The 22933-nt window shown below is 61.2% G+C and carries 26 protein-coding genes and 1 other RNA gene; 15 read left to right on the forward strand and 12 right to left on the reverse strand.

Going from position 1 to position 22933, the window contains the following annotated elements; all coding sequences use genetic code 11:
• Positions 1–7: 7 nt before the first annotated feature.
• The 5 genes from ruvA to rcdA form a co-directional block, all read right to left on the reverse strand.
• On the reverse strand, positions 8–625 hold the full coding sequence (gene ruvA, locus JYU29_RS17900) for a Holliday junction branch migration protein RuvA (protein ID WP_213986223.1): 618 nt from the start codon (positions 623–625) through the stop codon (positions 8–10).
• Positions 622–1038, reverse strand: a complete 417-nt coding sequence (locus tag JYU29_RS17905; protein WP_213986224.1) for a type II toxin-antitoxin system VapC family toxin — start codon at positions 1036–1038, stop codon at positions 622–624. Before JYU29_RS17905 ends, ruvA begins: the two co-directional genes overlap by 4 nt.
• Positions 1016–1285, reverse strand: a complete 270-nt coding sequence (locus tag JYU29_RS17910; protein ID WP_213986225.1) for an AbrB/MazE/SpoVT family DNA-binding domain-containing protein — start codon at positions 1283–1285, stop codon at positions 1016–1018. Before JYU29_RS17910 ends, JYU29_RS17905 begins: the two co-directional genes overlap by 23 nt.
• A 55-nt stretch (positions 1286–1340) precedes the next feature.
• On the reverse strand, positions 1341–1853 hold the full coding sequence (ruvC, locus tag JYU29_RS17915) for a crossover junction endodeoxyribonuclease RuvC (protein ID WP_213986226.1): 513 nt from the start codon (positions 1851–1853) through the stop codon (positions 1341–1343).
• A 64-nt stretch (positions 1854–1917) separates the two neighbouring features.
• Positions 1918–2436: a protease adaptor protein RcdA gene (gene rcdA / locus JYU29_RS17920; RefSeq protein ID WP_213986227.1), complete on the reverse strand. Its 519-nt coding sequence runs from the start codon at positions 2434–2436 to the stop codon at positions 1918–1920.
• 399 nt (positions 2437–2835) lie between these two features.
• Between rcdA and JYU29_RS17925 the strand changes: the two genes are divergently transcribed.
• From JYU29_RS17925 to JYU29_RS17965, 9 genes are all read left to right on the forward strand, one after another.
• The gene (locus tag JYU29_RS17925; protein WP_213986228.1) at positions 2836–3498 is read left to right on the forward strand and encodes a thiamine phosphate synthase; all 663 of its coding nucleotides are present in this window, start codon (positions 2836–2838) and stop codon (positions 3496–3498) included.
• Positions 3499–3514: 16 nt separating this feature from the next.
• The gene (locus JYU29_RS17930) at positions 3515–4483 is read left to right on the forward strand and encodes a tetratricopeptide repeat protein (protein WP_213986229.1); all 969 of its coding nucleotides are present in this window, start codon (positions 3515–3517) and stop codon (positions 4481–4483) included.
• Between the two features lie 116 nt (positions 4484–4599).
• On the forward strand, positions 4600–5166 hold the full coding sequence (gene efp / locus JYU29_RS17935; protein WP_213986230.1) for an elongation factor P: 567 nt from the start codon (positions 4600–4602) through the stop codon (positions 5164–5166).
• 65 nt (positions 5167–5231) lie between these two features.
• Entirely contained in the window at positions 5232–6032 is an 801-nt protein-coding gene (locus JYU29_RS17940) for an inositol monophosphatase family protein (protein WP_213986231.1), read from the forward strand.
• 105 nt (positions 6033–6137) lie between these two features.
• On the forward strand, positions 6138–7163 hold the full coding sequence (locus tag JYU29_RS17945; RefSeq protein WP_213986232.1) for a MotA/TolQ/ExbB proton channel family protein: 1026 nt from the start codon (positions 6138–6140) through the stop codon (positions 7161–7163).
• 4 nt (positions 7164–7167) lie between these two features.
• Complete coding sequence (locus tag JYU29_RS17950) at positions 7168–8199, forward strand: peptidoglycan -binding protein (protein ID WP_213986233.1); 1032 nt, start codon at positions 7168–7170, stop codon at positions 8197–8199.
• Between the two features lie 159 nt (positions 8200–8358).
• Entirely contained in the window at positions 8359–9870 is a 1512-nt protein-coding gene (locus tag JYU29_RS17955; protein WP_213986234.1) for an EAL domain-containing protein, read from the forward strand.
• Positions 9871–9969: 99 nt separating this feature from the next.
• Positions 9970–11451, forward strand: a complete 1482-nt coding sequence (locus tag JYU29_RS17960) for a carboxypeptidase M32 (RefSeq protein ID WP_213986235.1) — start codon at positions 9970–9972, stop codon at positions 11449–11451.
• A 91-nt stretch (positions 11452–11542) separates the two neighbouring features.
• A complete protein-coding gene (locus tag JYU29_RS17965) occupies positions 11543–12292 on the forward strand; it encodes a YebC/PmpR family DNA-binding transcriptional regulator (RefSeq protein ID WP_213986236.1) in 750 nt (249 codons plus the stop codon).
• A gap of 118 nt (positions 12293–12410) precedes the next feature.
• Here JYU29_RS17965 and JYU29_RS17970 read toward each other — a convergent pair whose 3' ends face one another.
• On the reverse strand, positions 12411–13430 hold the full coding sequence (locus tag JYU29_RS17970) for a zinc-binding alcohol dehydrogenase family protein (protein WP_213986237.1): 1020 nt from the start codon (positions 13428–13430) through the stop codon (positions 12411–12413).
• 107 nt (positions 13431–13537) lie between these two features.
• Here JYU29_RS17970 and JYU29_RS17975 point away from each other — a divergent pair, with 107 nt between their 5' ends.
• Positions 13538–13897, forward strand: coding sequence for a winged helix-turn-helix transcriptional regulator (locus tag JYU29_RS17975; protein WP_213986238.1), 360 nt, complete (start codon positions 13538–13540; stop codon positions 13895–13897).
• Positions 13898–14534: 637 nt separating this feature from the next.
• Here the strand turns inward: JYU29_RS17975 and rpmE are convergent.
• Positions 14535–14756, reverse strand: coding sequence for a 50S ribosomal protein L31 (rpmE, locus tag JYU29_RS17980; RefSeq protein WP_189505516.1), 222 nt, complete (start codon positions 14754–14756; stop codon positions 14535–14537).
• Positions 14757–14965: 209 nt separating this feature from the next.
• On the opposite strand from rpmE, the gene JYU29_RS17985 reads away from it, so the two are divergent.
• The gene (locus tag JYU29_RS17985; protein WP_213986239.1) at positions 14966–16765 is read left to right on the forward strand and encodes an ABC transporter transmembrane domain-containing protein; all 1800 of its coding nucleotides are present in this window, start codon (positions 14966–14968) and stop codon (positions 16763–16765) included.
• 32 nt (positions 16766–16797) lie between these two features.
• Here JYU29_RS17985 and JYU29_RS17990 read toward each other — a convergent pair whose 3' ends face one another.
• From JYU29_RS17990 to JYU29_RS18010, 5 genes are all read right to left on the reverse strand, one after another.
• On the reverse strand, positions 16798–17550 hold the full coding sequence (locus JYU29_RS17990) for a TerC family protein (protein ID WP_213986240.1): 753 nt from the start codon (positions 17548–17550) through the stop codon (positions 16798–16800).
• A 118-nt stretch (positions 17551–17668) separates the two neighbouring features.
• A complete protein-coding gene (locus tag JYU29_RS17995) occupies positions 17669–18493 on the reverse strand; it encodes a TIGR00282 family metallophosphoesterase (protein WP_213986241.1) in 825 nt (274 codons plus the stop codon).
• 54 nt (positions 18494–18547) lie between these two features.
• Positions 18548–19126, reverse strand: a complete 579-nt coding sequence (locus tag JYU29_RS18000) for a 5-formyltetrahydrofolate cyclo-ligase (RefSeq protein WP_213986242.1) — start codon at positions 19124–19126, stop codon at positions 18548–18550.
• Between the two features lie 101 nt (positions 19127–19227).
• Positions 19228–19384: non-coding RNA, 6S RNA (gene ssrS / locus JYU29_RS18005), on the reverse strand.
• 2 nt (positions 19385–19386) lie between these two features.
• On the reverse strand, positions 19387–19833 hold the full coding sequence (locus JYU29_RS18010) for a DUF4345 domain-containing protein (RefSeq protein ID WP_213986243.1): 447 nt from the start codon (positions 19831–19833) through the stop codon (positions 19387–19389).
• A 117-nt stretch (positions 19834–19950) separates the two neighbouring features.
• Here JYU29_RS18010 and JYU29_RS18015 point away from each other — a divergent pair, with 117 nt between their 5' ends.
• The 4 genes from JYU29_RS18015 to msrB all read left to right on the forward strand — a co-directional run bounded on the left by JYU29_RS18015 (position 19951) and on the right by msrB (position 22920).
• Entirely contained in the window at positions 19951–20790 is an 840-nt protein-coding gene (locus JYU29_RS18015; protein WP_213986244.1) for an AAA family ATPase, read from the forward strand.
• Positions 20791–20800: 10 nt separating this feature from the next.
• A complete protein-coding gene (locus tag JYU29_RS18020; RefSeq protein ID WP_213986245.1) occupies positions 20801–21247 on the forward strand; it encodes a GNAT family N-acetyltransferase in 447 nt (148 codons plus the stop codon).
• Positions 21248–21258: 11 nt separating this feature from the next.
• Positions 21259–22449 carry a vWA domain-containing protein gene (locus JYU29_RS18025; RefSeq protein WP_213986246.1) on the forward strand — a complete coding sequence of 397 codons (1191 nt, stop codon included), beginning with the start codon at positions 21259–21261 and terminating at the stop codon, positions 22447–22449.
• A gap of 63 nt (positions 22450–22512) precedes the next feature.
• Positions 22513–22920: a peptide-methionine (R)-S-oxide reductase MsrB gene (msrB, locus tag JYU29_RS18030; RefSeq protein ID WP_213986247.1), complete on the forward strand. Its 408-nt coding sequence runs from the start codon at positions 22513–22515 to the stop codon at positions 22918–22920.
• The last annotated feature ends 13 nt before the right edge of the window (positions 22921–22933 follow it).

Here is a 22933-nt window from a genome sequence, read left to right on the forward strand (position 1 = left end):
GGCAGTCTCAACGCGCCAGTTCCTTCAGGCCGAGCCGGATCAGCTTGGCTGAATCCGCTCCTTCTCCGGCTTCCTTCATCGCCGCGGCAACGGCATTGGCCGCGATGTCGCGGGAATAGCCGAGATTGGTCAGCGCCGAAACCGCATCCGCCACGGGCGCCGGCGCAACACCTTCGCCGATCTCCTGCTTCAACCCGATCGTGCCGGTCGCCTCGCCTGCAAAGGCCGGCGCCTTGGTTTTCAGCTCGGTCACGATCCGCTCGGCCACCTTCTTGCCGACGCCCGGAGCACGCGACACCATCGTGATGTCACGCAACGCGATCGCGTTAGCGAGTTCGGCGGTCGTCAGCGTCGACAACACCGCCAGCGCCACTTTCGCGCCAACGCTTTGAACCGATTGCAGCAGCCGGAACCATTCGCGTTCGAGATGGCTGCGGAAGCCGTAAAGACGGATCATGTCTTCACGCACATAGGTCTCGATAAACAGGGCAGTCGCCTCACCCGGCCCCGGCAAAGCGCCCAGCGTGCGCGCCGAGCAATAAGCGACATACCCGACGCCGCCAACATCGATGATGCAATGATCCTCGGCGATCTCGTCAACCAGTCCCTTGAGCTTGCCGATCATGGATGTGTGTCCGGTGCAATGAGGTCGAGGTCGGGGAAATAGGTGCGGTAGCGTTTCACGTCGCGTGTCAGAAGGCGATGCCCTCCAACAAGCGCGTGCGCACCAATCAGGAAGTCCGGCAAGGTCTTTTCCCGAAGGCCACCGCGCGCCTTGTAGGTCCGGTGCGCCAGGCCAGCGGGATAGGCCGCTTCAAACGGGAAGTCTTCCCGCTGCGGTTTGAGCCATTGCAGCTTTCTCCAAAGCTGCTCTTCGGTGAGGCCCGGTGTGGCAAACTCCGCCCACACGACGGCGCTTAAGACGATCGGGCCATCATGCATGGCTTGTTCCAGCGCATCAGCGGATGAGGGGTGCAGCGGCCCACTCCCAAAGATGTCGATCAGGATGTTGGTATCAATGAGGGTCGAGGTCTTCATAAGGTCCGCGCAGCCAATCGACGAATTCTTTGCCATCCATGCCGTTCGTGTCGATCGTCCCGCGTACGGACTGGAGCCATTCACGAAACTCGCGCGCTTGCACGTCGGGATCTTCGCGCTCGGCTTGTCTCACCAGACGCACCCCGTCATCATCCTCGATGAAAGCCACTTCGCTTCCCTCCTCGATCCCCAGACGGTCGCGGATTGGCTTTGGGATCGTCACCTGCCCCTTGGATGTCACACGCATGGTAATACCTCGCTGGTATTACTTAGGCGGAGATATCGGAACAAGTCAAGAACATCTAGGAAGCAGCAGCTAGCGGAATGCGTCGTGTGACCTGCCGGTGATGCGCATGACAGATCGCGATGGCCAGCGCGTCGGCGGAATCTGCGCCGTTGTAAACGGCCTTCGGCATCAGCACCTTCACCATCATCTGGATCTGCTTCTTGTCGCCGTGGCCAACGCCGATCACCGCCTTCTTCACTGCGTTCGGCGTATATTCGGCAACGGCCAGTCCGGCGCGTGCGGGAACCAGCAGCGCGATACCGCGTGCCTGTCCAAGCTTGAGCGTGGAGGTCGGATTGACGTTGACGAAGGTGTGCTCGACCGCAGCTTCTTCGGGCTCGAACGCCTGGATGATCCCAACCAAGCCATCATGCAGCTGGCACAAGCGCTCGGCCAGGCTGCAGGTGTCGTCGGACTGAACCGTGCCTGCGCCGATGAAGCGCAGACTGTTGCCAGCGCTTTCAATCACGCCCCAGCCGGTGCGGCGAAGGCCGGGATCGATGCCGATGATGCGAATCGCGTTTGCCATGGCAGATACCATAGCACGTTCACATTGTGTTCCTGGTTAACGGCTTTATGCGCGATTGCTGTTTTTAGTGCGCGAAAGCTGTTTTCAGCAAAAGGATCTGCTCGGACACCGGATTGTCGTTGGCCCGCGCGCTGAGGCTCGGATGCCCGAGACCGTAAATTTCGTCATCCATGCGCCGCACGCGCGTCTGCAGGGACAGCGAGCGCTCTACGAGATCGCGGAAGGCACTCGGCAGGTCGGCAAACAGCGGCGCTTCGTTGAAGGCCGAAGCCGTATCCAGCCGCACCTTCGCCTTTTCGGCTGAAACCTGATCGCGCGTCATCTCACCGGAATTGGCGGCGCGCTGCAAAAGAAGCCAGGATGCGATCTGCATCAAACGCGTGGTCAGCCGCATGGATTCAGCAGCGTAGAGCATCGACACGTCCCGATCGAGCACCTTGGCTTCGACGCGTCCCGGACCATCGAGATAAGCAGCCGCCTGTTCGACGAGGCCCATGCCCTCGTCATAGATCATCTGAAACAAAGGTGAGAGTATGCGCCGCTCCGCCAGGTTGACGGGAACGTTCAGTTCCACTTCGTTCATCAAAAACTCCTGGGACTCACACACTCGCGTATCGACGCCACAGCGGACTATTGGTTCCACGACGTCATGCGAATGGAGAGTGCAATCCTCTCCACCGCAAAGCAAGCACATGTTTAACAGAAGGTTAACGGCGAGATTGGGGCATTTGACGCGCTGCCCGATCGATCAACCGATAAAAAAAGAGCCGCTGGAAGCGGCTCAGGAGTTAACAGGGAGGCGTCAAACAAAGTGGCTGCACCACTCAGTCAAATCCAGGATCGCTGGATGACGATAGTAATGACCTGTAAACCTTAATGATCAGTTAAGCGGTGCCCTTTCGCCTGACGCACCCTGTTCAAGAAGCATCCGCTACGCTAGGCGTGCCCCACTCGCACCATGATCTCCTGAGATAGCGCACCCATGTCCAAAACCGCCCTGCCCGATCGCTGCCGCCTTGTTCTGATTGCGCCTCCTGAAGGCGACATCGGCGCCTGCGTGGCCAAGGTGGAAAGTGCGCTGGAAGGCGGGGATGTGGCGTCGCTCATCATTCCCGTCGGCGGCCGCGACGAAGCCAGCCTGCAAAAGCTCGGCGAAGCGCTTCTTCCGCTGGCCCAGGCCAAGGGCGTCGCGGTGATGATCGAGAACGACACCCGCATTGCGGGCCGCATCAAGGCCGATGGCGTTCATCTGGAAACCAGCGCAGCCGATCTCGCCGAGCAGATCGAGCATCTGGATGGCCGCCTGATGGTTGGCGCCGGCGGCATCAAGACCCGCGACGAAGCGCTCGATCTCGGCGAAGCGCAGCCGGATTACGTGTTTTTCGGCCGCTTCGGCTACGACAACAAGCCGGAAGCCCATAGCCGCAACCTGAAGCTCGCCGAATGGTGGTCGGAAATGATTTCGCTGCCTTGCGTCGTGCTCGGCGGCACCGACATTGCGTCCGCCCTGGCGGTGGCCGAAACCCGTGCGGATTTCGTTGCCTTGTCCGCAGCCGTGTTCGATGGCGCGAACGGCACGCCGGCGCAAGCTGTTGCCGCCGTCAACGCCCTGCTCGATCAATCCGCTCCCCGCTTCACCGAATAAGATCCGGTTCGCACCGATGTCGCACGCGCTTCGCATTCCCCTTCTGATCCTTGCCGGTCTGACTGCCTTGCCGGCGGCGGCCCAAGGACCGGACGGCGACCGTCCCGGCGCGCCGAAGGTGGAAGAAGCGATCCCGCGCCGGTTCGGCCAGCGCGCACCGGACGAAGCCTTTGGTGCCTATCAGCGCGGCCTTTACGTCACCGCCCGCAATCTCGCCGAACCGCGCGCCGAACTCGGCGATGCCGCCGCGCAGGTGCTGATCGCGGAGATCTATTCGCGCGGCCTCGGCGTCAAGCGCGACGAGGCGGAAGCCGCCAAATGGTACAGCCGTGCGGCTGAACGCGGCGTCACGGAAGCGCAGTTCCAGTATGCCATGATGCTGCTCGACGGCCGCGGCGTGAAGCGCGACCAAAAGCAGGCCTTTGCGCTGATGGAAGAAGCGGCCAATTCCGGCAATCGACTGGCTCAGTTCAACCTGGCGCAGATGATCCTGTCGGGCGACGCCGAACCGACGCCGGAGGCCGTGAACCGTGCGGTCGGCTATTTCGAAAAGGCTGCCGACCAGAGGCTTGCCGACGCCGAATATGCCATGGCGGAAGTCTATGCCAACGGTCTGGGCGGCCGCACGAAGAACGAATCCATCGCGCGCAACTTCCTCGAGCGCGCGGCGAAACAGAACTACGACACGGCCCAGCTCGAATATGCCAGCTGGCTGATTGCCGGACGCGGCGGCGAGCGCGAGTCCGCTGCCGGTTTCGCCTGGATGAAGCGCGCGGCCGAAGGCGGCAATGTCGCGGCGCGCAATCGCCTCGCCAAGCTTTATGTCGCCGGCATCGGCGTCGAAGGCGATCCGGTCCTGGGGGCCGCCTGGTATCTGCGCGCTCAACGCGCCGGTTTGCGCGATCCGGAGATGGACGATCACCTCGCGGGCCTCACCGAAGCACAGCTGAAAGCAGCGGAAGACCAGGCCGACAAGCTGCGCTGAGGCCCCGTCTTCGACCCTCGCCTGCTCCGTTCCATCTTGTTTCTGGCGGCGAAGTGTGGTTGTGGGAGCGCCAATCGCGCCGTTTTGGCGCCAACAATCCCGGACATTCAACCACCATGGCAAAGATCAACGGCAACGAAATTCGTCCAGGCAACGTCATCGAGCATGATGGCGGCCTTTGGGTTGCGGTAAAGACCAATGCGGTGAAGCCCGGCAAGGGTGGCGCCTATAACCAGGTCGAACTGAAGAACCTGATCAACGGCACCAAGCTCAACGAGCGTTTTCGCGCCGCAGAAACCGTTGAAAAGATCCGCCTGGAGCAGAAGGACTTCTCCTTCCTCTACGAGCAGGGCGAAGCTCTGGTGTTCATGGATACCGAAAGCTACGAGCAGCTCGAACTCGCCAAGGACTTCGTTGGCGATCGCGCGGCCTTCCTGCAGGACGGCATGATGGTCACGGTCGAGCTCTATGAAGAGCGCCCAATCGGCATTGCACTGCCCGATCAGGTCACGCTGACGATCACCGAAGCCGATCCGGTCGTGAAGGGCCAGACGGCCGCTTCGTCCTACAAGCCGGCCGTGCTCGAAAATGGCGTTCGCGTTCTCGTGCCGCCGTTCATCTCGTCGGGCGAGCGCATCATCGTTGACACCAACGAACTCACCTATATCCGCCGCGCCGACTGAGGCACGGCCAGTTCCCTTCCGATCCATTCGCGAGGGACAGTTCTTTCTAACGATCGGGATCAAGCATGGCGCGTTCGGCTCTTATCAACGTCATGATCGGCGCTGCCACCAAGGCTGGCCGCTCGCTCGCGCGTGACTTCGGCGAAGTGCAGAACCTTCAGGTTTCGGTGAAAGGTCCTGGCGATTACGTCAGCCAGGCCGATCGCAAGGCCGAGGAAATCATCTACACCGAACTGTCGCGGGCGCGCCCCGGCTATTCCTTCCTGATGGAAGAGCGCGGCGTGGTTGAAGGCGACGACGACCAGCATCGCTGGATCGTCGATCCACTCGACGGCACCACCAACTTCCTGCACGGCATTCCGGTGTTCGGCATTTCCATTGCCTTGGAACGCCAGGGCCAGGTCGTTGCCGGCGTGATCTATAATCCGGCCATGGACGAGATGTTTGTGGCCGAGCGCGGCGGCGGTGCCTTCATGAACGATCGCCGAATGCGGGTGGCTGCACGCCGCCAGCTGTCGGATTGCGTTGTTGCCACCGGCATCCCGCATCTTGGCCTCGGCAATCACGGCCGCGCCCTGATCGACCTGCGCAACGTCATGGCCGACAGTTCCGGCATCCGCCGCTTCGGCGCAGCTGCCATCGATCTCGCTTATGTCGCGGCCGGCCGCTTCGACGCGTTCTGGGAAGACAGCCTCAAGCCATGGGACATGGCGGCAGGCATCCTGATGATCCGCGAAGCCGGCGGCTTCGTTTCCACCCGCAACAGCGGTCAGGACATGCTGGACACTGGTTCGGTTGTCGCCGGCAACGAGATCATCCACGGCGCGCTGGTCAAGACGCTGAACAAGCCGCTGCAGCGCAGCTGATTTCACGCACATGGCGCGCAGCTTTTTGATGCGCGCCTTTCTTTTACCACCCGTTTTCGTTTAGAACCGGGCGACGATGACGTCGCAGGATTTGGGAGCGGGTGAATGGCGTTGGCAAAGACGCTCGGATTGGAACGCATGGTCGATCGTCCTGAATCCGATCCTTACAAACTGTCCAATCCGCAGGTGTTTCTGGCATCCATGGTCGTCTTTCTGGCGATCGCGGGTTTTGTTGCCGTTATTCTGACCCGGCAGATCGCCACTGCCTTCCGCACCAATCCCGGTTTGAACGGGCTGATCCTGGGCGTGCTGGTTGTCGGCATCCTTCTTGCGCTTCTGCAGGTCATCCGGCTGTTTCGCGAAGTGCGCTGGGTCAAGAACTTCCGCGCTGGCAATGACAGCGGCGATCCCGTTCTTCTGGCGCCCATGCGCGCCCTGCTCAGCCGCTCCTCCACCATTGCGCTGACCACCAACTCCACCCGCGCCATCCTCGATTCGATCGCCAACCGCTTGGATGAAAGCCGCGACATCTCGCGCTATCTCATCGGTTTGCTGGTGTTTCTCGGTCTGCTCGGAACTTTCTGGGGTCTGCTCGGCACGATCGGCTCGATCGGCCAGACGATCCAGTCGCTCGATCCGGGCACCGGCAGCACCAATGATGTGCTCAATTCCCTGAAGACAGGCCTGTCCGCGCCTTTGCAGGGCATGGGCACGGCCTTTTCGTCGAGCCTGTTCGGTCTTGCCGGCTCGCTCGTGCTCGGTTTCCTCGACCTTCAGGCCGGCCGCGCCCAGAACCGCTTCTACACCGAACTGGAAAACTGGCTGTCTTCGGTGACCGATCTCGAATCCACCCTGCCGATCGTCGACACCGCCTCGTCTTCCAGTTCCAGCGAAGAGTTGAAGCTGATGTCCGAGCGCCTGCGCGCCATGCAGGACAGTGGCGGGTCCAACCAGCGCGTCGCCGCAGCCATGGCCAATCTCGCCGACGGCATTTCCGGTCTGGTCAAGAACATGCGCTCGGAACAGCAGATCATGCGCGATTGGGTGGAAGCGCAGGCCGAAGAACAAAAGGCCGTGCGCGCCACGCTCGACCGTCTCGCCAACACCTTGGCCGACAAAGAGCGCGGCTAGGATCATGGCGCTTGCTCGCGGCCGCCGCAGCCATCGTGGCGTTGATTACTGGCCGGGCTTCGTGGATGCCCTGTCCACCCTGCTGCTCGCCATCATGTTCCTCTTGTCGGTGTTCGTGCTGGCGCAGTTTCTTCTGTCGCGCGAAGTCAGCGGCCAGGACGAGGCGCTCACCCGCCTGAACTCGCAGATCAACGAGCTGACGCAGCTGCTGGCGCTCGAGCGCTCCAACAATCAGGACGCCGCCGACCAGCTGGCCGGTCTTCAGGCCTCGCTCAGCCAGGCCGAACAGGACCGCAGCCGGTTGCAGCAACTGCTCAATCAGGGCACCGGTGCCGACCAGGCAGCCGAAGCGCAGATCGGATCGCTGACCGGCGAGCTGGAAGGCCAGCGCGAGATCAGCCAGCGGGCGCTCAGCCAGGTCGAACTGCTGAACCAGCAGATTTCGGCGCTGCGCATGCAGATCGGCGCGCTGGAATCCGCTCTCGACGCATCCGAAACGCGCGACCGAGAATCCAACACCAAGATCGCCGATCTCGGCCGCCGCCTGAACGTGGCGCTCGCCCAGCGCGTGCAGGAACTGAACCGTTATCGCTCCGACTTCTTCGGCCGTTTGCGCGAAATCCTGTCGGACCGCGAAAACATCCGCATCGTCGGCGACCGTTTCGTGTTCCAGTCGGAAGTGCTGTTCCCCGTCGGCGGCGACGAGATCAACCCAGCCGGCCAGAACGAAATGCAGAAACTCGCCCAGGCCATCATCGAGCTGCAGCGCGAGATCCCGCCCGAAATCAACTGGGTGCTGCGCGTCGACGGCCATACCGACGACCGTCCTTTGTCCGGCACCGGCCGCTTTCGCGACAATTGGGAGCTCTCCTCCGCCCGCGCGACCTCCGTCGTAAAATACCTCATCTCCCAAGGCGTCCCCGCCAACCGCCTCGTCGCCGCCGGCTTCGGCGAATACCAACCGCTCGATCCCGCCGACACGCCGGAAGCGCGGGATCGGAACAGGCGCATCGAGCTCAAGCTGACGGAGCGGTGAGTAGCAGTTGCCGTCTCCATATGAAGCGGCCTTTACGCAGCGTTAAACTCCCTCTCCCCAGATAGACGCATTGAGCGCTGTCGGAAGGGTGCGATCATTCATCGTCGTTTCGTTATCTGGACATCCATTCTGCTGGCGGTGCTCGCAATCACTTTGCCGATGGTTGCCATTGCGATCTATGCGCGCGTCCAGTCCGTGGCCGATGAGCGCGATCATCTCCGCGATTATGCAAACTGGACCCTGGAAAGAGCGCAGCTGAGCGTCGATGCAGCCGACGAGACGTTCAAGCAGCTTGCAACCGAACAATGGAACAGCTGTAGCGACGCGCATATCGACCGCATGCGCGAGCTCGTGGTCAATTCCCGCTTCATCGATGGCCTTGGCTACCTTGTTGATGGCCGGATTGCCTGCGCGAGCTGGGGCCGCTCGACCGGCACGGTTTCAATCGGCGCCGCGAGCAGCCTGTTGTCCGACGGAACAAGCCTTCATCTCGACGCACGCTCGCAGATGATCGGCCCGACCGCCATGGTCGCCCTGTCGCGCGGCAGCTATGTCATCTTCGTGCATCGCGACCGGCTGGTCGATGTTCTGACTGAAGACGCCATGACGCTCGGGCTTACAACACGCGAAGGCGCGCTGATCGCTATCAAGAGTGGCCTTCCTGGATCAATGCAGGAAGGGAGGGTCCCTCCGAGCTCCCCCAACGACATTCGTGCTACCGTTCAAGACGCCGATTTCGAAGCATTCGGCATCGCCGACACCGCCCAGATCCAGCAAAGGCTGATGAAGCACCTGTGGTTGCTGGCTCCCTTGGCCGCTTTGACCTCGGCAATTCTCATCGCCTTGATCATCTGGGTGTCGCGCCAGCGCATGTCGCCGCGCTCCGAGCTTCAGCTCGGCTTGAAGCGCAACGAATTCATCGCCGTGTATCAACCCATCATCGAGCTTGCGTCCGGCCGCTGCATCGGTGCGGAGGCGCTTGCCAGATGGCACCGTCCAGGCGGCGCGGCGATCTCGCCCGACGTCTTCATCCCCTTGGCGGAAGACAACAACCTCATCGAACAGCTGACCGAACGGATCATCCGCGTTTCGGCCGGCGAGCTTGGCCCCCTGCTGCGCGGGAACAAAGACCTCCACATCTCGATCAACCTGTCATCGGCCGACATGGCCAGCGGACACTTTCTTCGCGTTCTCCAAGAAGTTCTGCCGCAAGCAGGCATCGCGCCGGCACAGATCTGGCTTGAAGCCACCGAACGCAGCTTTATCGATGTGGAAAGAGCGCGCACGATCCTCGATCAGGCCCGCGCGCGCGGTCACCCCGTCGCGATCGACGATTTCGGAACGGGTTACTCCAACCTGTCACTTCTCGAAGCCCTGCCGCTCGACACGCTGAAGATCGACAAGTCCTTTGTTGCCGCCATCGGCCAGGACGCCAGCACCAGCGTTGTTGTCGCCCACATCATCAGCATGGCCAACAATCTCGGCCTCGCCATTGTCGCCGAGGGCGTGGAAACCCGCGAACAGGAAAGCTACCTCGTGCATGCGCAAGCCCGCTATGCGCAAGGCTGGCTCTATGCTCGGCCCATGTCGGCCGAAAAGTTCACTTCCTTCCTGCAAGACAATGCCCGGACCGATGCGCAAACCTTGACGCCCGCCCCCGGGACGGTCTGAACGCCAAGCTCTTTCCGCAACACCGTCACAAGAGCGGTTCAACCAAGCCGCCTTGTGCGCTAAGCAGGCTCGTCAGCCCAATCCAGGATCCCGCCCCCTATGTCCTTCCAGAAACTCGACGACCTGAACCGCCGCCTCGAAGCCTTCAGCCATGCCTTGTCGATCCTCGGCGTGGACGAAGCCGTGTCGATGGCGACAGGTGGTGGTGAGGCGCGGGCGGAATCGATGTCGGCGCTGGCCGGCATGCAGCATCGCCAGGCATCCGCCCCCGAAATCGCCGAATGGATCGATGCCGCCGAGCGCGAGGATCTCGACGACGAACAAAAGGCCGCCGTGCGCGAGTTTAAGCGGCAATATGTCAACCTCACCTGCCTGCCCGCCGAGTTCGTGGAAAAACAGATGCGCACCCGCCTGCGCTCCGAGCAGCTGTGGCGCGATCTGCGGGCCAAGAACGATTGGGCGTCCTTCGAGCCGGCGCTTGACGGCGTGATCCAGATGGTGCGCGAAGAAGCCGCAATGCGCGCCGACGTGCTGAAGCTCGATCCCTATGATGCCCTGCTCGAGCAATACGATCCCGGCACACGCGCCGCGACGATCGCGCCCGTATTCGATGATCTGAAGACTTTTCTCGTTGATTTCGTGCCCCGCGCCCTGGCCGTTCAAGAGGAAAAGCGCGCGAAGCGTCCGTTGAAGGCGCTGTCCGGCTCCTATCCCATCGAGCGCCAGCGCGAGCTTGGCCTCACCCTGATGCAGGCGGTGGGCTTCGATCTCACTCATGGCAGCCTCGCTGTATCGCATCACCCCTTCTGCGGCGGCGTGCCGACCGATGTGCGCATCACCACGCGCTACAAGACCACCGAGTTTCTCTCGTCGCTGATGGGCGTGCTGCACGAAACCGGCCATGCGCTGTACGAGCAGAACCTGCCGAAGCAATGGGCGCACTGGCCGCTCGGCAAGGCGCGCGGCATGGCCGTGCATGAAAGCCAGAGCCTGTTCGTGGAAAAGCAGCTCGGGTGCAATCCCGCCTTCTGGACCTGGGCGCTGCCGATCGTGGAACAGCACCTCGGCGAAGACTGGGCGATCGACGACATCTTGCCCCATGTCCACCATGTCGAACGTGGTCTGATCCGCGTCGACGCCGATGAAGTCACCTATCCCCTCCACATCATCCTGCGCTTCGAAATGGAGCAGGAGCTTGTGGCCGGCCGTTTGCAGACCCGCGACATTCCGCAAGCCTGGGACGCGCGCATGAAGGACACACTCGGCCTGTCCACGATCGATTCACCCGGCGATGGTCCGATGCAGGACGTGCATTGGCCGGCCGGCCTGTTCGGCTATTTCCCGTCTTATTCGCTGGGCGCCATGATGGCCGCGCAGCAGTGGGCGACGATTGCCGAAACGATGCCGGACATCGACGCCGATCTGGCCGAAGGCCGCTTCGAGCGCGTCAACGACTGGCGCCGCGACAACATCTGGAGCCAGGGTTCGCGCTGGTCGACGCCCGAGCTGATGCAGCGCGCCACCGGCTCGCCCCTCGACGCCACCCACTTCAAGCGCCATCTGGAAGCCCGCTACGGCTAAGCCGCGCGCTGGATTTTGTCGGGAAATCCCATTATAAACCGCCAACTCCGAAAACCCGACACTTTTTGATCTTCGATCCCGCAGAGGTACTATGGCTGGCCATTCACAATTCAAGAACATCATGCATCGCAAGGGCCGCCAGGATGCGGTTCGCTCCAAGATGTTCTCGAAGCTTGCCCGCGAAATTACAGTTGCCGCTAAAGCGGGACTGCCCGACCCGGACATGAACCCGCGCCTGCGTCTGGCCGTCCAGAACGCCAAGGCTGTGTCGATGCCCAAGGACAACATCGCCCGCGCGATCGCCAAGGCATCCGGCGGCGATGCCGAGAACTACGAAGAAGTCCGCTACGAGGGTTACGGCCCCGGCGGCGTTGCGCTGATCGTGGAAGCGCTTACCGACAATCGCAACCGCACGGCGGCCAATGTCCGCGCAGCCTTCACCAAGGCCGGCGGTGCGCTGGGTGAAACCGGTTCCGTGTCCTTTATGTGGGACCGCACCGGCGAAATCACCTATCCGGCCAAGGTCGGCGACGCCGACAAGGTTATGGAAGCCGCCATAGAAGCCGGTGCCGAAGATGTCGCCAGCGACGAAGAAGGCCACACCATCCTGTGCGCCTTCGAGGATCTGGGCGACGTGTCGTCCGCTCTTGAAAAGTCGCTCGGCGAAGCCGACTCCGTCAAGACGATCTGGAAGCCGCAGAACAACGTGCCGGTGGACGAGGATCGCGCCCAGTCGATCCTGAAGCTCGTCAACACGCTCGAAGACGACGACGACGTGCAGAACGTCTATGTCAACTTCGAGGTCGACCAAGAAACCATGGCCAAGCTCAGCGCCGCCTGAGTCACAAGCGCGGCGACCCGCCCGCGCTTTTCACTTATCGGCTGCACGCAAGGTCCATGGATCCTGCGTGCAGCCTGCCTCGCTCAGAAACGGCTGTTGACCATCCGCACTTGCGCGATCACGCCCAGCCTTCCAGCACAACCTTGCCCCGCATGGCCGCGCTTTCAACGAGCGCATGTGCCTTTTTGAGATTGGCGACATTGATCGGCGACAGGTGCTCGGTCAGCGTGGTTCTGATGCGACCCGCATCCACCATCTCAGCCACCTCGTTCAGCAGCGCGCCCTGGGCGCCGATATCGACCGTCTCGAAGATCGGCCGCGTAAACATCAGCTCCCAATGAACCGACACGGATTTGCGCTTGAAGGGAACGATGTCCACCACCTTCGGATCATCGATCAACGCAAACCGGCCTTGCGGCGCGATCGCTTCGGCGATGTCGGCCATGTGGCGGTCCGTATGCGTCGTCGAGAACACAAAGCCGGGCGCGCCGATGCCGAGCTCTGCGATCTGCGGCGCCAGGGGCTTGGAATGGTCGATCACGTGATGAGCGCCCATCTCACGCGCCCAGTTCTGCGTTTCGGTGCGTGATGCGGTAGCGATCACGGTCAGGTCGGTCAGCTGCCGGGCAAGCTGGATGGCGATCGAGCCCACGCCGCCGGCACCGCCGATGATCACAATGGCGTTGGCGGCACCGGGCACGGCCTTGCGCACATCCAGGCGATCGAACAGGGCCTCCCATGCGGTGATCGAGGTCAAGGGCAAGGCGGCGGCCTGCGCCCAGTTCAAGGACTGCGGCTTGTGCCCGACAATACGCTCGTCGACGAGATGGAACTGCGCGTTGGTTCCGGGCCGGATCAGACTGCCGGCATAGAACACCTCGTCGCCCGGTTGAAACGAACCCGCTTGCGGCCCCACGGCTTCGACGATCCCGCTGGCATCCCAGCCGAGAACGCGCACGTCATCGTCGCCAAGCGGCCCACTGCTTGCACGGATTTTCATATCCACCGGATTGACGGAAACGGCCTTGATCGAAACCAGCAAGTCGCGACCCTCCGGCTTCGGTGTTTCCCGCTCGATCTCGATCAGGGATTCGGCGGCCTCGATCGGACCTGGATTTTTATAGGCGATAACACGCATGGCTTGCTCCTGTTATGGTGTGCTTATCTAACAATAGAGGATGTTGCCTGTCATACGCACAAGGATTACCCTTAGTATGGAAAAGGAACCGTGCCGGAGTGTCCCCTATGGCGAAAGCGCGTCATTCTCGTTTGGATTGCGATCCCGGTTGTTCGGTTGAAGCTGCGATCAGCCTGATCGACGGCAAATGGAAGTGTGTCATCCTTTATCATCTGCAAGATGGCACCAAGCGCTTCAACGAACTGCGCCGCAAGATACCAGCCGTAACCCAGCGCATGCTGACCAATCAGTTGCGGGAATTGGAGCTGGATGGCCTGGTTGATCGTGTTGTTTACGCGCAGGTTCCGCCGAAGGTGGAGTACAGCCTGTCCGAACGTGGCCGCAGCCTGCTCCCGATCATCGATGCGCTGAAGAACTGGGGCGACGAAAACATCGCCTTGTTCAACAAACGCTTGGAGGCGGCTTGAACACGCAACGCGTCGGCTCTGACAAACGAGCTGTCTTTAGGCTTCTTCCGTTCGTGACCTGAGCCGGGGACAGGAAACGACGCTTAGTGGAGCTAAGCCTTTGCCATCGTTGATCCCCTGCGACGAACAACCAAAATCTTGTCCACGCCTTCCAGCCCTCCCCTATCCTCCACCCATCGCCCTCACGGGAACTCTGGTGCGCACCGGGGATCAGAGGAGGGCGGCGGTGTCCGGGTTGGTTGAACTACGGTAGTTCGACTTGGAGGGTAATCAGTCCCTCCCCAAACCCGGACCCTGTGCTGGTCAGTGCGGGAGCACTTGGTGAGGTGGCGACTAGTCTGCACCGAGCCCGCCCACCGGCATTGGGGTGAAAGCACCGACGGACGCGAGATCTCCGCGCCGTATCTAAAATCATCAAGGCGCGGGGTTTCGCGTCCGCTTCCCAAGCTCAGACGCGCGGGAAGGCGAACCCGTATGAACAGCCAAGCGGCATCAAAACAGGACAACGATCCTGTGTTCTTTGAACGATCCAAAAACGCACCAGAGCGCGGAAACGCAGGCGGTCCAAAGTTTCGGGCATAAACAAAAACGCCGCTGCGAGTGGCAACGGCGTTTTGAAATTTGATAGGCCGGCAGATTAGATGCCGAGGCCTTCGTAGCGCTTCTTGAACTTCGACAGGCGACCGCCGCGATCGAGCAGGGTCTGCGTGCCGCCCGTCCAGGCCGGATGGGTGGTCGGATCGATGTCGAGGTTCATCGTGTCGCCGGCTGCACCCCAAGTGGACTTGGTCTGGTATTCGGTGCCGTCGGTCATCACGACCTTGATCGTGTGGTAGTCGGGATGAATGCTGTCTTTCATGGCGCTTGTCCTGGTTCAAACTGGGCTTGCGCCGGACCAGATGCGAGAAGCTCGCTTCGGCCCTGCGGCGATGTCACCCGTTCCTAAAACTTGAAGCCGCAGCGAATGACCGCTACGGCTTCATAAAGGGTCGGCGAGCCTATACATCAGCCTCAACCCAAGCACAAGGCCGGCCCGTATGCGTTCGGCCGGTTAGCCAGGAGTTCAAAATGGCCGCTAAAGAGCCGTCACCCGACGCTCGCCGCCGCTCGCTCGCTCCCTTGTCGCGCCTGCTTCCTTATCTGAAGCATTATCGTGGCCTGGTCGCCGGCGCCATCGTCTCGCTGATCATCGCTGCGGTGACCACGCTGACCCTGCCGATCGCGGTACGCCGCATGATCGATCACGGCTTCAACGGCGTGGAAACCGGCATGATCCAGGGCTATTTCGGCATGCTGGTGGCAATCGCCGCCCTGCTCGCTGCGGCCTCGGCCCTGCGCTATTATTTCGTCATCACGCTCGGCGAGCGCGTCGTCGCCGATCTGCGCCGCGACGTTTTCGCCCATGTGACGAAGCTCTCCTCATCCTTCTTCGACACCGCTCATTCCGGCGAGATCGTATCGCGCCTGACGGCCGATGCCACGCAGATCAAGGCGGTGGTGAGTTCAACGGCCTCGCAGGCGCTGCGCAACACGATCATGACGATCGGCGCCATCGTGATGATGGTCGTCACCAGCCCGAAACTGTCGTCCATGGTGATCGGCGCGATCCCCATCATCGTGCTGATCCTGGTCGGCTTCGGCCGCTCGGTGCGCGCAAAGTCGCGCCATGCCCAGGACATGCTGGCGCAGGCCAGCGCTTATGCCGGCGAACAGATCTCGGCCGTGCGCACCCTCCAAGCCTTCACCAATGAAAGCATGGTGGTCGGTCGCTTTTCCGCAGCGGTTGACCGCGCCTTCGAAGCTGCCCGCTCGTCGATCATGGCGCGCGCCGTTCTCACCTTCTTCGCGATCTTCTTCATCTTCGCGTCGGTGGTGGCCGTGTTGTGGTTCGGCTCGCGCGATGTGCTGACCGGTGCCATGAGCCCCGGCACGCTCAGCCAGTTCCTGCTTTATGCGGTGCTGGCCGCCGGCGCGCTGGGCTCCTTGTCGGAAGTCGGCGGCGACTTTGCCCAGGCTGCCGGTGCAGCCGAGCGCATGAGCGACATCCTCGAGGAAGTGCCGGATGTCGGGGCGCCTTCAAACCCCCAGGCCCTGCCCGCCAAGGCGCTCGGCGCAATCGAATTCCGGCAGGTGTCCTTCGCCTATCCCTCGCGTCCCGGCATGCCGACGCTGACGGATCTCTCCTTCGCGGTGCGTCCCGGCGAAACGGTGGCCATCGTCGGGCCGTCCGGTTCGGGCAAGAGCACGATCTTCTCCCTGCTCATGCGCTTCTACGATCCGAACGCAGGGTCCGTCGTGATCGACGGCGTCGATCTGCGCCACGCCGATCCGATCGACCTGCGCGCCCGCATGGCCGTCGTGCCGCAAGACGTCGCGATCTTTGCCGACACGGCCGGCGGCAACATCGCCTTCGGCAAGGCCGATGCCAACCAGGACGCGATCGAAGCGGCCGCGCGCGATGCCCTGGCCGACACCTTCATCCGCAATCTCAATCACGGCTACGACACCCAGGTCGGCGAGCGCGGCATCACCTTGTCGGGCGGACAGCGTCAGCGCATCGGCATCGCCCGCGCCATTCTGCGCGACGCACCGATCCTGCTGCTCGACGAAGCGACGTCCGCCCTCGATGCCGAAAGCGAAACGCTGGTGCAAACGGCGCTCGAACGCCTGATGCAGGGCCGCACCACGCTGGTGATCGCCCATCGCCTGGCAACCATCCTCAAGGCCGACCGCATCCTGGTGCTGGACGGCGGCCGTATCGTCGAGGAAGGCACGCATCAAACGCTGGTGCAGAAGAACGGCGTGTACGCCAAGCTCGCCCGCCTCCAGTTCGAGCACGGAGCCGACGCCTTCCAGGCTGCTGAATGAAAAAAGGCCCGCTCGAAGCGGGCCTTTTCGTATCAGTGTAGCTGTGCCGGCTTTGCCCGGCTCTTTCGCCGACGCGCCAACATGTTGAGCACCTCCACAAGCGCCGAGAAGCCCATCGCGGCATAGATGTAGCCTTTGGGAACCTTGAAGTGGAAACCTTCGGCGATCAGCGTCATGCCGATCATCAAAAGGAACGACAACGCCAGCATGACGATCGTCGGGTTCTTGGCGATGAAGCGCGACAGCGGCTCTGCTGCAACAAGCATCACGGTCACGGCCGAGATAACGGCAATGAACATGATGGCGATTTCATCGGTCATGCCGACTGCCGTGATGATGGAGTCCACCGAAAACACCAGATCCAGCACTAGGATCTGTGCAATGGCCGAACCCACGGTCAACTGGACGGTCTTGCCAACCATGTTGCTCTTGTCGTCCACGACATCCACCGTGTGATGGATCTCCTTCGTGGCTTTCCAGACAAGGAACAAACCGCCCGCGATCAGGATGAGATCCTTCCACGAGAAGGCGATGTCGAAAGCCGTGAAGACGGGTTCCGTCAGCTGAACGATGATGGAGATGGTGAAAAGCAGGCCGAGACGCAGAACAAGTGCGGCACCGATGCCGAGCCGTCGCGCAAACTGCTGCTTTTCCGGCGGCAGTTTGTTGGTGAGAATCGAGATGAAGATCAGATTGTCGATCCCCAGCACGATCTCCATAACCACCAGCGTCGCAAGCGCGACCCATGCGGTTGGATCGTTGATAAACCCGAAATACTCGGTCACGGCCTAAAATACCCTTTCTTCATCATTGAAGTCGGCAAGAGGTAAGGCCAATTTCGGCTTCTACAACACGGCACCTGCTGACATTCCCGTTATCACGAGCCTGTCATCGATCCGTGAGCTACTGCCAGAAGGCCGGAATCGTCTCTTCCAAGCGCGGTCCGAGGCGCAGCGGCGCGATCTTTTCGGCTAGACCGGTGCGGTCGGAAATCTGCACACCGACACCGCAAATCGTCGCCGGACCGGATGCTGCTTCCATGCGCCCCTTCGGCACCTTGGATAGAAAGCGGTTCAGCGGCTCGTCTTTTTCCATGCCCAGTGATGAATCATAATCGCCGCACATGCCGGCATCCGACATATAGCCCGTGCCGCCATTCAGGATCTGATGATCACCAGTCGGCTGATGCGTATGCGTGCCGACAACGAGGCTGGCGCGACCATCCACGAAATGGCCGAAACAGACTTTTTCGCTGGTGGCTTCGGCATGAAAGTCGAACACCACCGCATCCGCCTGCTCACCCAGCGGACAAGCCGCAAGCTCGCGTTCGCCGGCCTGGAACGGATCGTCCAACTCCGGATGCATGAAGATGCGGCCCATGATGTTCGACACCATGACCCGCGCGCCATTGCGCGCGATGTAGAGACCGGCCCCCTTGCCCGGCGTACCCTTGGGAAAATTGGCGGGACGCAGGAAGCGATCTTCGCGCGCTGCAAACCCGAGCGCTTCGCGCTGGTCCCAAACATGGTTGCCGGTGGTGACAACATCAGCGCCGGCCTTGATCGTTTCGTGGAAGATGTCTTCGGTAATACCGAAGCCACCTGCCGCATTCTCGCCGTTGACGATGGTGAAGTCGAGCTTGAGGTCGGCGATCAGGCCCGGCAGGCGTTCCCATACAGCCGTGCGGCCAGTGCGCCCCACCATGTCACCGAGAAAAAGCAGTCGCACGTTCCAAACCTCCGCCACATACTGATCAATAGCTGGCTTGCTGAAAACGTCCTATCAGCCCGGCTCGAAGGCGCGCAAGCCGCTCTCTGTCAGCATTTCGGACAAGCGGATATCATGCGGTTCGTTCGGCACGAAGTCGACCTGCTGGCAATCGAAGGCAACGCCGATCAAGCGCGGCAGGATGCCCTTGGCATGCAAGCCGGCGATCGCGCGATCATAATAACCTGCACCATAGCCAATGCGGTGGCCCCGATTGTCAAAAGCCACCAACGGCACCAGCATGACGGTCGGATCAAGCACAGCGGCGGTCTCCGGCGGGCCCATAGTGCCGAAGCCCATGTCGATCAGCTTTCCATCGGGTGTGTATTCACGAAATACGATGGTCGTCCTGTCGAGGATCGCAGGCAAACAGATCCGTGCACCGATCTCAGCGAAAGCAGCCATCAAGGGATGCACATCCACTTCGGTGCGCATCGGCCAGAAGCCTGAAACAACTGCGCCTTTTGCGATGCCGAACTCACCAACTTGATCCGCCATCGCATCGGCCGCCCGAGATCGATAATCCGGCGACAAGGCATCGCGCCGTTTGAGCGTTTCCGAGCGCAGCGATTTCTTCAGGAGAGCGGTATCCATGAAGCGTTTATGAGCGAGAAAACCGCTAGACGCGACCACAGAAGCGGCAAGATGCGGCTTCCTCTCGCAAAGAGCGCAGTAAAATTGAAAACGAAGAGAGGTGGCGAACCAGGACAACCGGTGAAGAGATCGATCCCGGGACCTACAACGTAGGTGGGCGCCGTGTGTCCAAACCCACGGGTCTGAACAGGGACAGCTCCCTTGAGATCAATAAGGCCCCGAGAATTATGTTACTTCTGTCGCGAAGCCCAGAACGCCGACTACTTAGATAGTCCTCTCCGCCGCACTTCGCCAGTGGCGATCCCTGCTTTCCGACCAACTTTGATAAGCCGATGATGCCACAACAGCAGCAGCGGAACGCCAATCAGTTCAAGGCACAGACCGAGAAGGTGACCGGCACTTGGCACGCCATCCACAAACAAAGACAACAACCGCGCCAAGCCGCCGCAGATCGTGAGAACACCGAGGAGACGAAAGCGGCTGGCCGAACGATCGAGATCCCACAGGCACAGCCACCAGCTGATCCCGAAGGCTAGAAAAATTCCGGATAAGAACCGGAGATGACTTGCGAGGTCTGTCGGAAAAGGCGGCTGAACGCGAAGAAAGTCGGGCCCGAGCACGACGCCGGCCAAGCCGGCGGAGACCGGAACCAGCGCAAGCAGCGCCACGGTGATTGTGAAAAGAAGACGTTCGGCTGCAAGCGACATGGGGAATCTCCATTCCCCTTGGGAACGCGCTTGAGCCTGCGCGGTTTCGCGAGGCGTGTCGATTGGCTAAGAAGGCAGAAAGACTGCAGGGTTCACTCACAGATGCAAGGAGAAGCAATGCGTTTCGAAGGCACCTCGGCCTATGTTGCCGACAAGGATCTGATGGTTGCGGTCAACGCGGCCATCGCTCTGGAACGCCCGCTTCTCGTCAAGGGTGAGCCCGGTACCGGCAAGACAGAATTGGCCCGGCAGGTGGCCGCAGCACTGGATGTCGACTTCATCGAATGGAACGTAAAGTCGACCACGAAGGCGCAACAGGGCCTTTATGAATATGACGCCGTGTCCCGTTTGCGCGACAGCCAGCTCGGTGATCCTCGCTTCAACGACATTGCCAACTACATCCGCCGCGGCAAGCTGTGGGACGCTTTCGCCGCGGGCAAGAAGGTCGTGCTCCTGATCGACGAGATCGACAAGGCGGACATCGAATTTCCAAATGATCTCCTTCAGGAGCTCGATCGGAACGAGTTTTATGTCTACGAGACCGTCGAAACGATCCGCGCGGCTGTGCGCCCGATCGTGATCATCACCTCGAACAACGAGAAGGAGCTGCCCGATGCGTTTCTGCGCCGCTGCTTCTTCCACTACATCCGCTTCCCTGAAGCCGAAACGCTGCAGAAGATCGTGGATGTCCATTATCCCGGCATCAAGCAGAACCTGGTGCGTGCAGCGCTTACACGCTTTTACGAAATCCGCGATGTACCGGGTCTCAAGAAGAAGCCGTCGACTTCTGAAGCACTCGACTGGATCCGCCTGCTGGTGGCCGACGATGTCGAGCCTGAAGATCTGCGCGCCGACCCCAAGAATGCGCTGCCCAAGCTACATGGCGCACTGTTGAAGAACGAGCAGGATGTGCATCTGTTTGAACGCTTGGCCTTCATGGCCAGGCGGCAAGGCTGAGGAAACCGTCATGGAAGGCATGGAAGTTCGCCCGGCAACACGCGATGATGAAGCCGACTGGCGCCGGCTTTGGACGGAGTACCTCGACTTCTACAACACCAAGGTGCCGGAAGAGGTGTATGCCGAGACCTGGAAACGCCTGCATACGGCGGGCGAGTTCGAGCCGAAGTGTCTGCTTGCGGTGACCCATACGAAACCGATGGGGCTGGTGCACTTCCTGTATCATCGGACCACCTGGACGGTGGCCAACAACTGCTACCTGCAGGATCTCTATGTCGATCCGGAGCGCCGCGGCACCGGGCTTGGACGCGTGCTGATCGAAGCGGTGAAGCGTGTTGCTGCCGAAGATGGCATCTCTAACCTGTATTGGCTCACCCAGGAGTCCAATACCACGGCACGACAGCTCTATGACCGCCTTGCAAAGAATACCGGCTTTATTCGCTATCGGATGGATTAACGGGTCGAGCGATGTTCATCCCCTTCTTCCTCGAACTCAAGGCCGCGCGCATTCCCGTTTCGCTTCGGGAATATCTCAGCCTACTCGAAGGGCTTGAAGCGGATCTCGTTGAGTATGACGTCGAGGGTTTCTATTACCTCGCACGCGCAGCGCTGGTGAAGGACGAGCGCCACATCGACCGCTTCGACCAGGTCTTTGCCCATGTCTTCAAGGGACTGGACGCTGTCACGGGCGAAGACGGGATGGAAGCGGCCAATCTGCCGGAGGAATGGCTCCGGCGCCTGGCTGAAAAGCATCTGACCGAAGATGAAAAGAAGCTGGTCGAGGCGCTTGGCGGCTTCGATAAGCTCATGGAAACGCTGAAACAGCGTCTGGAAGAACAGAAAGGTCGCCATCAGGGCGGCTCGAAGTGGATCGGCACCGCCGGCACCTCACCTTTCGGCGCTTATGGCTACAATCCCGAGGGCGTGCGGATCGGCCAGCACGAAAGCCGTCATCGCCGCGCGGTGAAGGTCTGGGACAAGCGGGAATTCCGAAATTTCGACGACTCGGTCGAACTCGGCACCCGCAACATCAAGGTCGCGCTGAAGCGCCTGCGTCGCTGGGTACGCGAAGGGGCTGCCGATGAACTCGACCTTCCCGGCACGATCCATGCCACGGCCGAGCACGGATATCTTGACGTGCAAACAAGGCCGGAGCGACGCAATGCGGTGAAGCTCTTGATGTTCTTCGATGTCGGCGGCTCGATGGACGATCACATCAAGATCGTCGAGGAGCTGTTTTCCGCCGCCCGCGCCGAGTTTCGGCAGCTGGAATATTTCTACTTCCACAACTGCCTTTATGAAGGCGTGTGGAAAGACAATCGTCGTCGTCATGCCGAGGTGATCCCGACCTTCGACGTGCTGCATCGCTATGGTCCCGATTACAAAGCGATCTTTGTCGGCGATGCTTCCATGAGCCCGTACGAGATCGCGCATCCCGGCGGCTCCGTGGAACACTGGAACACGGAAGCTGGCGCGGTCTGGCTGCAACGTGCGCTTCAGCAATGGCCGGGCACGATCTGGCTCAACCCCAGCGCTGAGCGGCTATGGCCTTATACGCATTCGATCTCGATGATCCGTGAGATCTTCAACGACCGCATGTTTCCTTTGACGCTGACCGGCCTGGAAGCGGCGACGAAGGCGCTGTCGCGCAAGCATTGAGCGGAGCACTGGCCCCGCGCTGCGCGGCTTCCTACATAAGACCCCGAACAAGGGAGCCCGATCATGGACACCGCAACCGCTTATCCTGTTACCCGCACCGACGCCGAATGGCGTGATCGACTGACGCCTGAACAATATGCCGTCATGCGCGGCCACGGCACCGAGCGTCCGGGCAGCTGCGCGCTGCTTCACGAGAAGCGGGCCGGCACGTTTGTCTGCGCCGGCTGCGATCAGCCGCTGTTTGAATCCAACCTGAAATTCGAGAGCGGCACCGGCTGGCCGAGCTTCAACGATCCGGTTGACGGGTCGGTCGAAACAACCGTGGATCGCTCCTACGGCATGGTCCGCACCGAGTGTCATTGTGCACGCTGCGGAAGCCATCTCGGCCACGTCTTCGAGGATGGCCCGCCGCCAACCTATCTGCGCTATTGCATCAACGGCGTGGCGCTGAACTTCGTCCCCGAAAGCTGAGTGCACGCACTGC

Source organism: Tianweitania aestuarii, from assembly GCF_018457165.1.
In the GTDB taxonomy this organism is placed as follows: domain Bacteria; phylum Pseudomonadota; class Alphaproteobacteria; order Rhizobiales; family Rhizobiaceae; genus Tianweitania; species Tianweitania aestuarii.

What these genes read in the sequence shown, in the direction of transcription:
- JYU29_RS17955 (WP_213986234.1), top strand. Translation starts at nt 8,359, where the DNA reads ATGGTTGCCATTGCGATCTATGCGCGCGTCCAGTCCGTGGCCGATGAG.
- JYU29_RS17905 (WP_213986224.1), bottom strand. Translation starts at nt 1,038, where the DNA reads ATGAAGACCTCGACCCTCATTGATACCAACATCCTGATCGACATCTTT.
- ruvA (WP_213986223.1), bottom strand. Translation starts at nt 625, where the DNA reads ATGATCGGCAAGCTCAAGGGACTGGTTGACGAGATCGCCGAGGATCAT.
- JYU29_RS17985 (WP_213986239.1), top strand. Translation starts at nt 14,966, where the DNA reads ATGGCCGCTAAAGAGCCGTCACCCGACGCTCGCCGCCGCTCGCTCGCT.
- JYU29_RS17940 (WP_213986231.1), top strand. Translation starts at nt 5,232, where the DNA reads ATGGCGCGTTCGGCTCTTATCAACGTCATGATCGGCGCTGCCACCAAG.
- JYU29_RS17930 (WP_213986229.1), top strand. Translation starts at nt 3,515, where the DNA reads ATGTCGCACGCGCTTCGCATTCCCCTTCTGATCCTTGCCGGTCTGACT.
- JYU29_RS18015 (WP_213986244.1), top strand. Translation starts at nt 19,951, where the DNA reads ATGCGTTTCGAAGGCACCTCGGCCTATGTTGCCGACAAGGATCTGATG.
- efp (WP_213986230.1), top strand. Translation starts at nt 4,600, where the DNA reads ATGGCAAAGATCAACGGCAACGAAATTCGTCCAGGCAACGTCATCGAG.
- JYU29_RS18020 (WP_213986245.1), top strand. Translation starts at nt 20,801, where the DNA reads ATGGAAGGCATGGAAGTTCGCCCGGCAACACGCGATGATGAAGCCGAC.
- JYU29_RS17910 (WP_213986225.1), bottom strand. Translation starts at nt 1,285, where the DNA reads ATGCGTGTGACATCCAAGGGGCAGGTGACGATCCCAAAGCCAATCCGC.
- JYU29_RS17975 (WP_213986238.1), top strand. Translation starts at nt 13,538, where the DNA reads ATGGCGAAAGCGCGTCATTCTCGTTTGGATTGCGATCCCGGTTGTTCG.
- JYU29_RS17950 (WP_213986233.1), top strand. Translation starts at nt 7,168, where the DNA reads ATGGCGCTTGCTCGCGGCCGCCGCAGCCATCGTGGCGTTGATTACTGG.
- rpmE (WP_189505516.1), bottom strand. Translation starts at nt 14,756, where the DNA reads ATGAAAGACAGCATTCATCCCGACTACCACACGATCAAGGTCGTGATG.
- msrB (WP_213986247.1), top strand. Translation starts at nt 22,513, where the DNA reads ATGGACACCGCAACCGCTTATCCTGTTACCCGCACCGACGCCGAATGG.
- JYU29_RS18010 (WP_213986243.1), bottom strand. Translation starts at nt 19,833, where the DNA reads ATGTCGCTTGCAGCCGAACGTCTTCTTTTCACAATCACCGTGGCGCTG.
- JYU29_RS18025 (WP_213986246.1), top strand. Translation starts at nt 21,259, where the DNA reads ATGTTCATCCCCTTCTTCCTCGAACTCAAGGCCGCGCGCATTCCCGTT.
- JYU29_RS17945 (WP_213986232.1), top strand. Translation starts at nt 6,138, where the DNA reads ATGGCGTTGGCAAAGACGCTCGGATTGGAACGCATGGTCGATCGTCCT.
- JYU29_RS18000 (WP_213986242.1), bottom strand. Translation starts at nt 19,126, where the DNA reads ATGGATACCGCTCTCCTGAAGAAATCGCTGCGCTCGGAAACGCTCAAA.
- rcdA (WP_213986227.1), bottom strand. Translation starts at nt 2,436, where the DNA reads ATGAACGAAGTGGAACTGAACGTTCCCGTCAACCTGGCGGAGCGGCGC.
- ruvC (WP_213986226.1), bottom strand. Translation starts at nt 1,853, where the DNA reads ATGGCAAACGCGATTCGCATCATCGGCATCGATCCCGGCCTTCGCCGC.
- JYU29_RS17925 (WP_213986228.1), top strand. Translation starts at nt 2,836, where the DNA reads ATGTCCAAAACCGCCCTGCCCGATCGCTGCCGCCTTGTTCTGATTGCG.
- JYU29_RS17960 (WP_213986235.1), top strand. Translation starts at nt 9,970, where the DNA reads ATGTCCTTCCAGAAACTCGACGACCTGAACCGCCGCCTCGAAGCCTTC.
- JYU29_RS17970 (WP_213986237.1), bottom strand. Translation starts at nt 13,430, where the DNA reads ATGCGTGTTATCGCCTATAAAAATCCAGGTCCGATCGAGGCCGCCGAA.
- JYU29_RS17965 (WP_213986236.1), top strand. Translation starts at nt 11,543, where the DNA reads ATGGCTGGCCATTCACAATTCAAGAACATCATGCATCGCAAGGGCCGC.